Here is a 13,088-nt window from a genome sequence, read left to right on the forward strand (position 1 = left end):
AGCCTGGTAGCCGTGCCTGGGTTTTCTGGGACACCACGAACCCGATACGCCAGTTGCGGCGACACGGACATCGCCTACCAGGTGTTCGGTGATGGGCCGATCGACCTCGTGCTGCTGCCCGGGCCGTCCATCCCGATCGACTCGGTCGACGCCGAGCCGTCGATGTATCGCTTCCACCGGCGGCTCGCCTCGTTCGCCCGGGTGATCCGGCTCGACCAGCGTGGAATCGGGCTGTCGTCCCGCGTTCCCTCGATTGACGTGATCGGGCCGCAGTTCTGGGCGAAAGACGTCGTCTCGGTCATGAACGCCGTCGGGTGCGAGCGGGCGACGGTCGTCGCGCCCGGCTTCACCGCGATGACCGGGCTCGTGCTGGCGGCCGATTACCCCGAGCGGGTCAGCAGCCTGGTGATCATCAACGGCGCGGCGCGCAGTTTGTACGCTCCCGACTACCCGATGGGCGCCAAGATCGAGGCCCTCGACCCGTATACGACCGTCTTGACCGACCCGGATGCCGTCGCCCAGGGCTTCGACATGCTCGGCATCGTCGCGCCGAGCGTCGCCCGCGACGACGCCTTCCGCGCCTGGTGGGACGCGGCCGGCAACCGCGCCGCCTCGCCCAGCATGGCCCGCGCGATGATCCTGACCATCCGGCACGCCGACGTGCGCGACACGCTGCCACGTATCACCGCGCCGACGCTGATCCTGCACCGGGCCGACTCGGATTTCACCCCGGTCGCGCACGGTCGCTATCTCGCCGAGCGCATCGCGGACTCGCGCTTGGTCGAGCTGCCGGGCGAGGACAGCCTGTACTGGGTCGGCGACACCGGGCCGTTGCTCGACGAGATCGAGGAGTTCATCACCGGCATGCGCGGCGGCTCGGACGCCGAGCGCCTGCTCACCACGATCGTGTTCACCGACATCGTCGGCTCCACCGAGCGCGCGGCGATGCTGGGCGATGACCGGTGGCGCGACCTGCTGGACAATCACGACACCATCATTCGCCACGAACTGCAGCGCTACGGCGGACGCGAAGTCAACACGGCCGGAGACGGATTCGTCGCCACGTTCTCCAGCCCCAGCGCCGCGCTCGCCTGCGCCGACGACATCGTCGATGCGGTGCGCGTGCTGGGCATCGAGGTACGGGTGGGCATCCACGCGGGCGAGGTGGAGGTGCGCGGCGCCCTGAAATCCGACGTCGCCGGGATGGCCGTCCACATCGGCGCGCGGGTGGCGGCGCTGGCCGGGCCCAGCGAGGTGTTGGTGTCGTCGACCGTGCGCGACATCGTCACCGGCTCGCGGCACAGGTTCGCCGACCGCGGCGCGAGCGCACTCAAGGGGGTGCCGGGCGAATGGCAGCTGTGCGCGCTGGTCCGCGAGCGCGCGGTGGCCAGACGGTAAGGAATCGACTTTCGCTGCGTGTGCCGTCATCGTGCCTTCGTCGGCGGTCGGGAACTACGGCTCGTTTCGGTGGGTGCGCGGCACCAACGCCTGACTCTCGCGCGCGCTACCCGTCGCCGCCCCGGGCCAGCGCGGCCAGCCGGTCCATCGACGCGCGCAGCATCTCGGCCGTCGTGGAACGCGCCCTGGCCAAGCGGGTGCTGTCGGTCAACTCGGTCCAGTCATAGGTGTGCGTCACCGTGGTCAGGTCCGCGTTGATCGGGCTGAGCTCCCAGCGCCACAGGTGACCGGGCGGCAGCTTCTTGGGTTCGGCCGGGCGCCAGGCGATTCGGCTGCCCTCGATGAATTCGACGACGTGGTTCTCCCGCGCCGCGCCGTTGGTCAGCTTCGTCGTGAACACGTCGCCGACCTGGCGGACGCGCTGCCCCGGGGCGGCCGACGCGAGGTTGTCGTTGCCGTCCCACTCCGGCTGGCGGGCCGGGTCGGCGATCAGTTCGAAGATCCGATCGGCGCTGGCCGCGATCACGCGGGTGGCGCTCACGATGCGTTCCGGCGGTTCCATGCCGCCAATCCAAACACGTCGGCGTGGGCGCCATCGCGCCTCATCCGGCGCGGAGCGCCTCGACCGGCCCGGACAGCGCGGCTTTCGTGTAGCGCGTGTCCTCGTCGGCGAGCACCTCGACGTCACCGCGCTCGATGCCGTCGACGATCTGCCGCGCCACCTCCCTCGGGTCGTTCTTGGGCACGTCGAAGCCGGAGGTCATGTCGGTCTCGGTGTAGCTCAGGTGCGCGCCGGTGACCAGGGTCCCCTGCTTCTCGAGCTCGATGCGCAGCGAATTCGTCGCCGACCACAGTGCCGCCTTGGAGTCGCCGTACCCGCCGAAGCCGGCCACCCAGGACAGGATGGAAGCGACGTCGACCAGCGCTCCACCCCCGTTGTCGGCCAGGATCGGCGCGAACGCCTTGGCGACGCGAAGCGCACCGAAGTAGTTCGTCTCGAACACCGCGCGCACTTCCTCGATGTCGCTGTCGAGCAGCTTCGGGGCGCCGATCATGCCGGCATTGTTGATGACGATGTTGGCGTCGGGCGCCGTAACCGCCAGGGCGGCAACCGAATCCGGCTTGGTCACGTCCAACTCGACGCTCACCACCCGGGGATCCTCGCTGGGCTTGGGCGCCCTGGCCGTGGCGTACACCTTGGCCGCGCCCCGCCGCAGGAACTCGTCCACGAGGGCCTTGCCGAGCCCGCGCTGCCCGCCGGTGACCACGACCGTCGACCTCTTGATGTTGACCATGGCAGTTCTCCTTGACGTAGGTGAATCTTGTTTGCCTATGTCACCATAGTTGCGGGATACGACATAATCAAGTATGTTTTGACTATGTCTCTGATATGGCCTGCGTCACAGCGCTACGGGCTCGCGCCCGCCCCGGGCGCCCTGGGATTGGTCCAGGACTTCCTCAACACGGTGGGCATCGAGGGGTACGGTCCGGACCTACTGGCCGACACCGCGCTCGCGCGTGAATGGGTGGCGGGCGCGGTGCGGTCGTGGTCCTCCGCGCGCGCCCTTGATGCCCCGCCGCCTGCGCTCGGAGATGCGGACTTGTCGAAGCTTCGCGCCTTGCGCGAGGCGATCGCCCGCCTGGTCGCCGGAACACCGCCGGGCGGGCGCGCGCCCGTCGGCGCATGTTCTGCGTCGTTGAGACTGTCGGAGAGCGGTGAGGTGCGCCTCGAACCGGCCGGTGCGGGCTGGCGCTGGCTGGCGTCGGCGCTCTGGGGAGAGGTCATGCTCAGCCAGCAGAACGGCACCTGGGGGCGCATCAAGCGCTGCCATAACCCCCGGTGCGCGTCCACGTTCTACGACCGCTCGAGGAACAACAGCGGGGTGTGGCACGACGTGAAGACGTGCGGCAACGCCGCCAATTTGCGGGCGTCCCGCGCCCGCCGACGCGAACGCGAGCGCGCACGGCCGAGCGTGGGCTAGCGCGGCCCCGTGTCAGCAGCGCTCGAGCCCCCGGCGCATGATCCGTGGGCCGCGATCCGGTTGGCCCGGCTCGCTTCTCACCAGGGACTGGAGGGCGCTGCGTGCGCGGGCGGCGAGGTCGAGGCGGCCCAGGCCCAACGCGTTCTGCAGTGTTGGCACGATTCGATCCTTTTCGGTCCTCGCGACGATCGGGCGGCTCGCCGGCTCGTGTGAATTGCACCGCGGCGCATTCAAGGTTGCGCCGCGCCGCGGCGATCGTCACGAAGCCCGCTTGTGGTGTCCCGCACATCCGGCTCGTCACAGCTCGGGCTCGTTCGGGAAAAGCGGCAGCCTGAACGGCCGCCCAGGCATCGAGTGTGAAGTGACGGCCTCGAGTGTGAGCCCACGGCTTCACAATCGAAGCCGGCGCGTCTCACGCCGGGCGGGTCGGATCACCGGAGTTGCGGAACCGGCGCAGATAGCCGACCAGCCTGCGTGCGGGCAGCGCCTTGGGCCAGTCGTCGGCGCGGAAGTAAGCGTCGGTGCCGCCGTCGACGAAAACGATGCTGCCACAAAGGAAGTCGGCCGAATCCGACAGCATGAAGCACGCCCAGTCGGCCATATGGCCGGCATCACCGAAGCCGCCGACCGGAACGGGGAACGACCGGACCGCCTTGGCCTGCCTGGGATCGGCCAGCTGTTCTTCCAGCAACGGCGTCATGATCGCGCCGGGAGCAAGGCCGTTCAGCCGCACGCCCGAGCCCGCCCACTCCGGCAGCACCGCATGCCGGCGCACCCATCGGCTGACCGCGATCTTCGACGCCGCATACATCATGGTCGGCGCGCCGGGGCCGAACAGCCGCACCGATCGCACCGCCTTGTCCGCGTCGTGGGACAGCAACGCCCGCACCGTGCGCGCGGGGACCGCGGGCACCGTCGTCGTCGAGTTGCTGGCGATGACGACGGCCTTGGCGCGCTCGGCGGCGGCCAGCGCCGGTCGCAGCGCGACGAGCAACTCGACGACCCCGAGGTAGTTGACCTGAGCGATCTGGCGGGGACGGTCCCGCCCCGGCCTCGGGCCCAGGCCGGCGGCCAGCACGGCGCCGTCGAGCCGGCCCCCGCACGCCGCGAGCACGCCGTCGGCGGCCTCCGCGCGGCCGCGCGGCGTCGACAAGTCCGCGACGATGTGGGCGTCCTTGACGTCGACACCGATCACGGTGTGGCCGTCGGAGCGCAGCCTGAGCGCGGTCTCGCGGCCCATGCCGGAGGCCGATCCGCTGATTGCATAGGTGCCCATTCGGGTCTCCCTTCGTCGTGGCGCAGTATGCCCGGTGGCCGCCGACGGGGCACTGTTAGGTTGTCTATGTGCCTGACCACGAGCTCTGCGTCGACCACAGCCGACTCGAATCGGTGTACGGGCCGCTGGCCGGATCCATTCGCCGGCTGATCGACGTCAGCATCCGCAGCGAGGCCGACCCCGCGACGGTGGCGGCCGCGAAGTCGCAAATCGACCGCGCCGCGGACGAATTGAGCGGGGCGCTGCGGCCCGGATCCTTCGGCGTGCGCCGCACGCCCGATGGCCAGAACATCGCGTGGGGCAACGTCGTGGTCGGGCTGCGCAACCCGGTGGCTCCGCCCCTGGTGATCCACCACGAGCCCGATGGACTCGTGTGGTCCGAGTTCGTTCTCGGCGCGGCGTACGAGGGTCCGGCCGAGCACGTCCACGGCGGCGTGTGCGCGCTGATCCTCGACCACGTGCTGGGCGCCACCGCCCACCGGCCCGGCCGGCCCGCATACACGGGCACGCTGACCTTGCGTTACCGCCGCCGCACCCCGCTCGGACGGCCGCTGCGCGCGCAGGCCCACGTCGAGCGCACCGAGGGCGCCAAGACGTTCGCCGTGGGCAGCCTCGGTGACGAGCACGGCGTGACCGTCGAGGCCGAGGGCATCTTCATCCACCCCAAACAGCCTCTTGAGTGACCGCGCGCGTCAGGCCGAGGCGGCCGCCCGCTCGACGTCGAGGAGCTGCTCGCCGCGGCGCTCCTCGTCGTAGGCCTCGCGCCCACCCCGCAGGCCGAACAACCGCTTGGACACCAGCAGATAGATCACGGCGGCCACGTTGATCGTGAAGGTGACCAGGCGGGTCATCGTGATGCCCTTGGCCAGGTCGTGGATCTCGAGCGGCAGGAAGACCGAGGTCGCCACCACCGCGAAGTATTCACCCCAACGCTTCAGCAGCCAGAGTCCGACGCCCTCGATGACCTCGATCAGCGCGTAGACGGCCAACATCAGGGTCAGCAGGGCCAAGGTGGACGGCTTGGTGGCCAGCGCCTTTTCCAGCTCGTGCACGATCGTCATCTGGTCGACCTTGAACCCCGCGGCGCGAAAGATCGGCAGGTCGCGGTCCAAGGTGGCCTGGATGGCACCGCGCGCCCCGCGGAATTTCCACACCGCGTACGCCGCCAGCGCGATCACCACCGCGCGAAACAGCCGTTCGACCCCGAGCGCCCTGATGATGGTCGCCTGGCGTAATGCCTTGCCGCGCATGATCATCGGCGCGTCGTGGGCATCGCCCCGACCGTGCGGCGCCCCGACGACGAATTCGCCGCAGCGCAGGCAGCGCCACACCTCGCCCAGGCCTGTGGTGCCGCTGAGCCGCTCGGCCAGCGCCTCGTCGTCCGGCGCGTACGTGGCGTGCCCCGCGAGCGCGCAGGTGACCAACTCCCACCGGTTGCTGCCGCGTTCTTTGCGCATGGCCGATCATTCAACGCCGGTGGCAAGCCACGCAAGGCCGCGCGGGCCGGCATGTCAGAACCGGAGGTTCGCGCTGGGGCCTGGGCCGTCGGGCTCACCGCGCCTCGCCGCGTCCACAACGTAGTTCTGCTGGTTGTGCGCCATCGCGGTGGGCTATCCCGCCAGCATCCGGTATTGCGCGGCCATTTGCTGGTGCGCCCTGTCGAGTTGCCGCGCAACGGTTTTGATCGCGTACCGGTCGACCGCGGCCAGGCACCAATACCGGGGCACCAGGCCGTTGGATCCCGCGACGCGCGTGCACCGGCTCTGGGGCAGGCCTGGCACCGGCGAAGCGGCCTGGGCCGCGGGGGTTTTCGCGACGACGTCGCTGTAGGCCCCGGCAAGGGCCTGTGCGGCGGCGGGGTCTTTGGCCCGGTACACGATGGCCTGGTTGGAGGACACGTAGTCCACACCGGCGGCGCCCAGCGCGGGGCCGACCTCGACGGGGTTGTCTTCCAGGTGCAGCGCCCCCGCCGCCTCGTAGGCGGCACCGGACGTCTCGGTGGTTTGGTCGGCCGGCAGCGGCAGGGTGCGGGCGACGAGGCCGGTGGGGTCCAACGGAAGCGTCGCGAACTGGTTGGCCTCGGTGGGACGGAACGTATCGATCAGCGGCAGTTGCAGATCCAGCGTGTGGGCGGCCAGCGGCGCTTCGCAGTCGGGCCCGGCGGCGCAGCGCGCGACCTGAACGAGTACGTAGGGGCCGTGCGCGGTGAAGACCGACAGCTCCCGCACCGTCTGGGTGCCGTCTTGGAAGGTCAACAGCGCCCCGGGCGCGTCGGGATGGCCCGGAACGGGGATGGCCCGCTCCGGCTCGGTCACGATCGGGGTCATGCTGGGGACGCGGGGCATGCTCATCGCCCTGTCGTGCATGCCCTGGGCGGCCGACGCCGCCGCGGCGGCGTTGGCGAAGCGCAGGACCGCGTTGCGCAGCGACATCTGCGGGTTGGGGCCCGGGGCCTGCCGCTCGGACATGAATCCGACCACGAACGGAAGGGAGTAGGCGCCACCGACGATCGGGGCCCACACGACATGGGAAAGCTGGTCGACGTCCTTGATCACGGTCGCCGCGTTGTTCGAGCCCGGGGTGGCCAGCGACGCGTCGGCCTGCCAGGGCCCGACGACGTGGGCGGCCATCCGGCGGCCCTCGACGAGCCGCCCGGCCTCCTCGGAACCGGCGGTGCCCAGTGGCGGCAGCGGTGCGGTGGAGTAGGTGCCCGGGTCGAGCTGGGAAACGTTGACCGGCGACGAGGCGGCGGACGATTGGGCCGCGGGCCGCGCGGTGCCGCCGACGGTCGTGTGCTGGCAGCCCACCAGGACGGCGAGCAGCGCGACCGGCACGAGCCATCTCGCCCGCGGTGCAGAGCTTTTCACTTCATTCGCCTATGGTTTGCAGATCTTCCAACCGTCTTCGAGTTTGAGCGGCAGGCTCACCGAGCGGAAGCCCAAGGCCTCGTTCTGGGCGTCCATTGTCGCGGTGGCGGTGTCGCCGGTGATCGCGACCGAGGTGACCTTGACCGTGGTGAGCCCGTTCTGCACGCGGGTCTTCTTCAGGTAATCCATGGTGGGGCCGGTGAATTCGACCCGCATCGCCGAGCACATCAGTTCGGTGTAGGCGTCCCAATTCTGCGTGTTGTAGGCGTCTTGGAAGGCCATGACGGTCTGCCGTATCTGGTCCTCGGCGGACTCCGTCGTCGGGGGTGCCGGCGCGGCGGAAGGGTTCGCGGGGGCGGCGCCGACCGGCGATGTCGGGGCGCTGGTGCGTGGCGATATGGCGGTGCCGCCGGTCACGACCGAGCAGGAGGCGGCGATCGCGGCGGCGGCCAGCGCCGCGGTGGCCGCGGCGAGTTTCGTTGGCTGCGCGCTCATTTCATCCAACCCTACTCACTGCCTGGGAACCTTGGCGGCGGTCGCGGTGACGAGGGCGGCGACGTCGGCGTCACCGGCGGCGCGGCATTGCCGGATGTCGATGAGGACGTTGCCGCGCACCTGTATCCCGTGCTGACAGGAGGCGCCGCCCCCGCGCAGGGTGGCCGCGAGGGTGAGCACGCCGGAGGTGGTGGTCGGCTGGCCGAACTCCCACGCCTGACCGGGCGCGCCCGGTTGGGCCACCGTGACGGTCTTGCCGCCGCACAGCCCCCACTGTCCGCGCTGGGTGATGTAGAACGGTCCCGCCTTGTCCGGCGGGAACGCGATGACGGCCTGGGTCACGCTGTCCTGCCACGCCGTCTCGTTCAGGGCCCGCAAATCCTGGACCGCCGCCCCGCTGTAGGCGCTCGAGCCGTACGTCGCCTGCTGCGCGGGCGCCCACGCGCCCACGCACTGCGGGTTGTCGAGGGCCGCGGAATCGTCCAGGAACGTCGTCCCGTCGCGCTCGAGGACCAGGGGTCCGCCGTCGGTTCCGCTGGGGATCTGGGCCGACGTCAGCAGGATCGAGCGCAACTGGGCGGGGGCGACGTCGGTGGCCGGCGGTCCCTGCGCGGCGACCGATCCCGAACCCGGGGCCGCGCCCGGCGCGCCGCCCGGGCCCGCCGACCCGCCGTCCGGCCAAACGACCACGGTGACCGTGGCGGCGACCAGCGCCACCGCGGCCGCCGCGGCGCCGATCAGGCCGCGGCGACGCCGCTTCGGCGGCCACGGGCCGGGTCCCTGCGCCATCGTGCGCGGTCCGCTGTGCTGCCACCAGGCCGGGGCCGGTGCGCCGACGGGATAGGGCCCGACCGCGCCGCTGGGCACGGGCGGCAGCGGCGCGGCCCGGGTGGGGTCGCGCAGTGCGGCGGCCGCGGCCGCGGCGAGCTCGCCCGCCGAGCCGAACCGGGCCGCCGGGTCCTTCGCCATGGCGACGGCGATCACCCGGTCCAGCGCGGCGGGCAACGACGGCACGGCGTCGGTCACCCGCGGGGGCGGGCTGAACAGGTGCGCCATCATCACCGCCGCCGCGCCGTTGGTGGCTGGGAACGGCGTCTGGCCCGTCAGCAGCCGGAACAACGCGCAACCCAGCGAGTAGATGTCGACACGGCCGTCGATCGGCGCGTTGGACAGCACCTCCGGCGCCGCGTAGGCGACGGTGGCCATCACCGAGCCGGTCGCGGTCAGCCCGACGTCGTCGAACGCGCGGGCAATTCCGAAGTCGCCCAGCAGGACTCGCTCGTCGGGGCCCACCGGGCCCGAGAGCAGGAAGTTGCCCGGCTTGATGTCGCGGTGCACCACGTTGTGGGCGTGGGCGAAGTCGAGCGCCCTGGCGACCTGGGCGACGACGTGCACGGCGCGTTGGGGGGCCATGGTTCCCTCGCGCAGCGCGGCGTCGGCGTCGATGCCGTCGACGAACTGCATGGCGATCCAGAGCTGGCCGTCCTCGGTTTGCCCGCGGTTGTAGACCGAGACGATCTGGGGGTGTTCGAGCGCGGCGGCCATGTCGGCCTCGCGGATGAATCGGGCCCGGAAATCGGGATCGCGCGACAGTTCGGAGGAGAGCACCTTGAGCGCGGTCTGGCGCGGCAGGGTCGGGTCGGCTGCCAGGTACACCGTGCCCATGCCCCCGGCGCCCAACACGCGCTCGATGCGGTACCCGCAGACCACCGACCCCGTCGTCAGCACGTCAACACCCTACGGTCACCCCCAACAATCCGTACGGCCCAAACTAGACGGCCCGGTCCGCCGCGTGCGCCTGGGACTTTGTGATGGCCGCCGTTTCGTCGGTCAGCTTCTTCCCGATGACCCGGATCTGCCGCGCGCTCAGCGGGCACAGCGGATGCACGGCCAGCATCAGGGCCACCTGCCCGCGATCGTCGAAAACCGGTGCGGCGATGGTGACGACGGGCTGTTTGCGGCGGCCCGGATTGTCGTCGGAAAGAAAGCCGATGGTGGTGAACTCGACGAGCAACTGGTCGAGGATGTGCCGCACCGGGGACGGCATCTCGCGGCTATCGAGCGTGCCCACCACCTGGACGGCCTGGGCCAGCGCCGGCGTCGTCCAGTCCACGTCGAATCCGCGCTCGCGCGTGTGCTCCAAAACGCGTTCGAGGCGTTGAATGCGGTCGACGTTGGTGCCCGCACCGCGCCGGATCCACGCCCGCTGTTCCTCCTCGGTGTCCCAGGCGGCCAGGGCGACGCCGAACGGCGGGGCGTAGGGGATGCGGTCGCCCGGTATTCCGGCCGGCTGGGTGGCGGGGTCACCCTCGAAGGCGGTGACCACCAGTGAATCACCGAATCGCTCGACGACCGAGCCGGCGTACCCGACGTCGCGGGAGAGCCGCAGCGCCGCGGAACGTGCGGCATGAGCGAGCGGGCGCGCGGTGTCCGTGCGAGCGGCGACCACCGCGAGCGCGGGCCCGAGCGTGAACGTCTTGGTGACGGGATCGCGGCTGGCCCAGCCCCGGTCGCACAGGGTCTTCAGGATCGCGTGTGCCGTCGCCTGGGTGAGGCCGAGCTCGCGCGCGATGTCGGAGAACCGCAACCGCGCGTGCGCGGAGCGCGCCAGCAGTTCGACGACGTCGAGCACCCGGGAGGTCGGCGCCGACGGCGATCCGCGAATGGCTTGACTCCCTTACAACGAGGTTCTTACAGTTGGGCCGAGCATTCGAGATTTTATATCGATTATTCGAGAAACACGAATCGAGGCGGATTCCTTTTGCGCGCAGTGGTGTTGAGAGAAGGCCGGCTGCAGGTTCGCGAGACGCCGGACCCCGCGCCGGGCACCGGCGAGTTGCTGCTGCGGACGCTGAGCACCGCGATCTGCGCCTCCGACGTGCACTTCATGGACCACCCCGAACTGGCGGTCGACGATCCGACCGGCCGTTCCCTCTACGACGCGGACCGCGACATCGTGCTCGGTCACGAGTTCGTCGGCGAGGTCGTGGGGCACGGCCCGGGCTGCACGGGCCAGTTCCCGGTCGGCACCCGGGTGACGTCGATCCCGGTGCGCCTGGTCGACGGCGGCGCCGGCGGCATGCGCATCATCGGGCAGCACCCCGACGCGCAGGGGAGTTTCGGTGAGCTGCTGGTGATTTCCGAGGCCGCCGCCAAGCCGGTGCCGGGCGGGGTCTCCGACGATGCCGTCGCGCTGACCGACGCGTTCGCCGTCGGCGAGTTCTACGTGCGGTCGGCGCAGATCCAGCCGGGCGAGATCGCCGTCGTCATCGGCGCGGGAGCGATCGGCCTGTCGGCCGTCGCCGCGTTGGCCGGTCGAGGCGTCGAACCGATCGTCGTCGCCGATTACAAGCCCGACCGCCGCGCGCTGGCCCGGGATCGCTTCGGCGCGCACGTCCTGGTGGACCCCGCCGAGATGTCACCCTTAGACGCGTTCAGGCAGGTGCGCGGCGAGCGCGGAATGCCCGGCCCCGCCGTCGTTTTCGAGTGCGTCGGCGCCGCGGGCCTGCTGCAGAGCATCGTGGAGTCGGCCGAGATGGCCACCCGGATCTACTGCGCGGGCGGCTGGTACACCGGCGACACGCTGGACGTCACCACCGCCACCCGCCAGGGCGTCACGATCCAGTTCGGCGGCGGCCCCTATCCGCAGGACTGGTACGGGACCCTGGATGCGATCGCGTCGGGACGACTGGACCCGCTGCCGAGCGTCGGCAGGATCATCGGCCTCGACGAGGTGCCGGACGCGTTCGACCTGGCCCGCAGATCCGACGGCCCGCCGCGCATCGTGGTTCATCCGAACGGAGACCCAACCAAAAGGGCACCATGACCGAACGTGAAGACCGCCAGGACATCTCGGAGCTGTTGGTGCGCTACGCCACCGGAATCGACCGGCGCGACTGGGCGCTGTTCCGCACGGTGTTCACCGACGACTGCGAACTCGACTACGGCGTGATCGGCGCGTGGAAGGGCGTCGACGCGGTAGCGGAGTTCATGGAGCAGGTGCATGCCCTGGCGGGTCACACCATGCACCGGCTGAGCAACCAGGCCATCACGCTCGACGGTGACAAGGCCGCCGCACGCACGTACATCGACGGGCTGATCATGGCCGGCGACAACGCATCCGGCGTCAACGCGATCGGCTTCTACGACGACGAGATCGTCCGCACCGACGACGGGTGGCGCATCGCGCGCCGCCGGTACACCCAGGTGCGACTGAGCACGGTTGGGAGCGCCTGAGGTGACTTTTGCAGCCAGGTACGGGCCGTGGGCGCTGGTCGCGGGCGCTTCCGACGGCCTGGGCGCGGCGTTTGCCGCGGGGCTCGCCGAGCGCGGCGTGCACGTCGCGCTCTTGGCCCGTCGTCAGTCGGCGCTGGAAGGCGTTGCCGCGGAGATCAACTCGCGGTATTCGGTCGAGACGCGGGTCCTGGCGACGGACCTCGCCGACCCCGGGGCGGCTGCGGCGATCGCCGCGGCCACGGACGACCTGGAGATCGGGTTCCTGGTGTATTGCGCCGGCGCCGACCCCAACTTCAAGCCGTTTCTCGACGCCCCGCTCGCGGCCGCCGAGGCGATGGTGCAACGCAACTGCATGGTGCCGATGCAGCTATGCCATCACTTCGCTCCCGCGATGGTGGCGCGCGGCGGCGGCGGCATCGTCATCTTCGGGTCGGGCGCCGGGTTGGCCGGAGGCCCCAACATGGTCGCCTACGGCGCCTCCAAGGCCTTCGACATGGTGTTCGCCGAGGCGCTCTGGGCCGAACTGCACGACAAGGGCGTCGACGTCCTGGGCCTCATCCTGGGCAAGACCAACACGCCCGCCTTGCGGGCACTCGAGCACAGCCGCGGGCAGATCGGCTCGCCCGACCAGGTGCCGCCGGGGGCCGCCGCGGTCGAGGATGTGATCGCGGAGGCGTTCGCGAACCTGACCAACGGCCCGACCTGGATGGTCGGCGAGGACATGCGCGCCGCCGTGCAGATGATGGCCTCGATGACCCGCAATCAGATCGTCGAACTGATGACACAACTCGGCGCCGCGGCGATGGGTACGCCGGGCTGACCCTTCGCGGAACC

At 70.7% G+C, this 13,088-nt stretch carries 15 protein-coding genes; 6 read left to right on the forward strand and 9 right to left on the reverse strand.

Annotation, left to right across the window (positions count from 1 at the left end):
- The first annotated feature begins 12 nt into the window (after window positions 1-12).
- The gene (locus tag BST11_RS01900; protein WP_083136325.1) at window positions 13-1,398 is read left to right on the forward strand and encodes an adenylate/guanylate cyclase domain-containing protein; all 1,386 of its coding nucleotides are present in this window, start codon (window positions 13-15) and stop codon (window positions 1,396-1,398) included.
- Between the two features lie 106 nt (window positions 1,399-1,504).
- Here BST11_RS01900 and BST11_RS01905 read toward each other — a convergent pair whose 3' ends face one another.
- Window positions 1,505-1,960 carry an SRPBCC family protein gene (locus BST11_RS01905; protein ID WP_083136326.1) on the reverse strand — a complete coding sequence of 152 codons (456 nt, stop codon included), beginning with the start codon at window positions 1,958-1,960 and terminating at the stop codon, window positions 1,505-1,507.
- Between the two features lie 40 nt (window positions 1,961-2,000).
- Window positions 2,001-2,693, reverse strand: a complete 693-nt coding sequence (locus BST11_RS01910) for an SDR family oxidoreductase (RefSeq protein ID WP_083136327.1) — start codon at window positions 2,691-2,693, stop codon at window positions 2,001-2,003.
- An 84-nt stretch (window positions 2,694-2,777) separates the two neighbouring features.
- Between BST11_RS01910 and BST11_RS01915 the strand changes: the two genes are divergently transcribed.
- Entirely contained in the window at window positions 2,778-3,380 is a 603-nt protein-coding gene (locus BST11_RS01915) for a CGNR zinc finger domain-containing protein (RefSeq protein ID WP_244897444.1), read from the forward strand.
- A 12-nt stretch (window positions 3,381-3,392) separates the two neighbouring features.
- On the opposite strand, the gene BST11_RS27545 is transcribed toward BST11_RS01915, so the two are convergent.
- Both BST11_RS27545 and BST11_RS01920 read right to left on the reverse strand, forming a co-directional pair.
- Window positions 3,393-3,539 carry a hypothetical protein gene (locus BST11_RS27545; protein ID WP_158086760.1) on the reverse strand — a complete coding sequence of 49 codons (147 nt, stop codon included), beginning with the start codon at window positions 3,537-3,539 and terminating at the stop codon, window positions 3,393-3,395.
- A gap of 253 nt (window positions 3,540-3,792) precedes the next feature.
- A complete protein-coding gene (locus tag BST11_RS01920; RefSeq protein ID WP_083136328.1) occupies window positions 3,793-4,656 on the reverse strand; it encodes an SDR family oxidoreductase in 864 nt (287 codons plus the stop codon).
- Between the two features lie 68 nt (window positions 4,657-4,724).
- On the opposite strand from BST11_RS01920, the gene BST11_RS01925 reads away from it, so the two are divergent.
- On the forward strand, window positions 4,725-5,339 hold the full coding sequence (locus tag BST11_RS01925) for a PaaI family thioesterase (RefSeq protein ID WP_083136329.1): 615 nt from the start codon (window positions 4,725-4,727) through the stop codon (window positions 5,337-5,339).
- Between the two features lie 9 nt (window positions 5,340-5,348).
- Here BST11_RS01925 and BST11_RS01930 read toward each other — a convergent pair whose 3' ends face one another.
- The 5 genes from BST11_RS01930 to BST11_RS01950 all read right to left on the reverse strand — a co-directional run bounded on the left by BST11_RS01930 (window position 5,349) and on the right by BST11_RS01950 (window position 10,650).
- Window positions 5,349-6,113 (reverse strand): DUF2127 domain-containing protein, encoded by a 765-nt coding sequence (locus tag BST11_RS01930; RefSeq protein ID WP_083136330.1) that lies wholly within the window; start codon window positions 6,111-6,113, stop codon window positions 5,349-5,351.
- Between the two features lie 153 nt (window positions 6,114-6,266).
- Window positions 6,267-7,523 carry a DUF7373 family lipoprotein gene (locus BST11_RS01935; protein WP_142276159.1) on the reverse strand — a complete coding sequence of 419 codons (1,257 nt, stop codon included), beginning with the start codon at window positions 7,521-7,523 and terminating at the stop codon, window positions 6,267-6,269.
- Window positions 7,524-7,532: 9 nt separating this feature from the next.
- Complete coding sequence (locus BST11_RS01940) at window positions 7,533-8,018, reverse strand: Rv0361 family membrane protein (RefSeq protein ID WP_083136332.1); 486 nt, start codon at window positions 8,016-8,018, stop codon at window positions 7,533-7,535.
- Between the two features lie 15 nt (window positions 8,019-8,033).
- Window positions 8,034-9,746, reverse strand: coding sequence for a serine/threonine-protein kinase PknH/PknJ (locus BST11_RS01945; protein WP_264010275.1), 1,713 nt, complete (start codon window positions 9,744-9,746; stop codon window positions 8,034-8,036).
- A gap of 43 nt (window positions 9,747-9,789) precedes the next feature.
- The gene (locus tag BST11_RS01950) at window positions 9,790-10,650 is read right to left on the reverse strand and encodes an IclR family transcriptional regulator (protein ID WP_083136333.1); all 861 of its coding nucleotides are present in this window, start codon (window positions 10,648-10,650) and stop codon (window positions 9,790-9,792) included.
- Between the two features lie 138 nt (window positions 10,651-10,788).
- Between BST11_RS01950 and BST11_RS01955 the strand changes: the two genes are divergently transcribed.
- From BST11_RS01955 to BST11_RS01965, 3 genes are read left to right on the forward strand one after another with little or no spacing between them, the layout of a single operon-like run.
- Complete coding sequence (locus BST11_RS01955) at window positions 10,789-11,844, forward strand: zinc-binding dehydrogenase (RefSeq protein WP_083136334.1); 1,056 nt, start codon at window positions 10,789-10,791, stop codon at window positions 11,842-11,844.
- Window positions 11,841-12,254 (forward strand): nuclear transport factor 2 family protein, encoded by a 414-nt coding sequence (locus BST11_RS01960; RefSeq protein WP_067323615.1) that lies wholly within the window; start codon window positions 11,841-11,843, stop codon window positions 12,252-12,254. Before BST11_RS01955 ends, BST11_RS01960 begins: the two co-directional genes overlap by 4 nt.
- 1 nt (window position 12,255) lies before the next feature.
- Window positions 12,256-13,074, forward strand: a complete 819-nt coding sequence (locus tag BST11_RS01965) for an SDR family NAD(P)-dependent oxidoreductase (RefSeq protein WP_083136335.1) — start codon at window positions 12,256-12,258, stop codon at window positions 13,072-13,074.
- Window positions 13,075-13,088: the final 14 nt, after the last annotated feature.

It is taken from the genome of Mycobacterium alsense (assembly GCF_002086635.1).
GTDB classification, from domain to species: Bacteria; Actinomycetota; Actinomycetes; order Mycobacteriales; family Mycobacteriaceae; genus Mycobacterium; species Mycobacterium alsense.

Coding starts and splice junctions, on each gene's coding strand:
- BST11_RS01905 (WP_083136326.1), bottom strand. CDS start 1,960: ATGGAACCGCCGGAACGCATCGTGAGCGCCACCCGCGTGATCGCGGCC.
- BST11_RS01920 (WP_083136328.1), bottom strand. CDS start 4,656: ATGGGCACCTATGCAATCAGCGGATCGGCCTCCGGCATGGGCCGCGAG.
- BST11_RS01930 (WP_083136330.1), bottom strand. CDS start 6,113: ATGCGCAAAGAACGCGGCAGCAACCGGTGGGAGTTGGTCACCTGCGCG.
- BST11_RS01960 (WP_067323615.1), top strand. CDS start 11,841: ATGACCGAACGTGAAGACCGCCAGGACATCTCGGAGCTGTTGGTGCGC.
- BST11_RS01940 (WP_083136332.1), bottom strand. CDS start 8,018: ATGAGCGCGCAGCCAACGAAACTCGCCGCGGCCACCGCGGCGCTGGCC.
- BST11_RS01915 (WP_244897444.1), top strand. CDS start 2,778: ATGTCTCTGATATGGCCTGCGTCACAGCGCTACGGGCTCGCGCCCGCC.
- BST11_RS01910 (WP_083136327.1), bottom strand. CDS start 2,693: ATGGTCAACATCAAGAGGTCGACGGTCGTGGTCACCGGCGGGCAGCGC.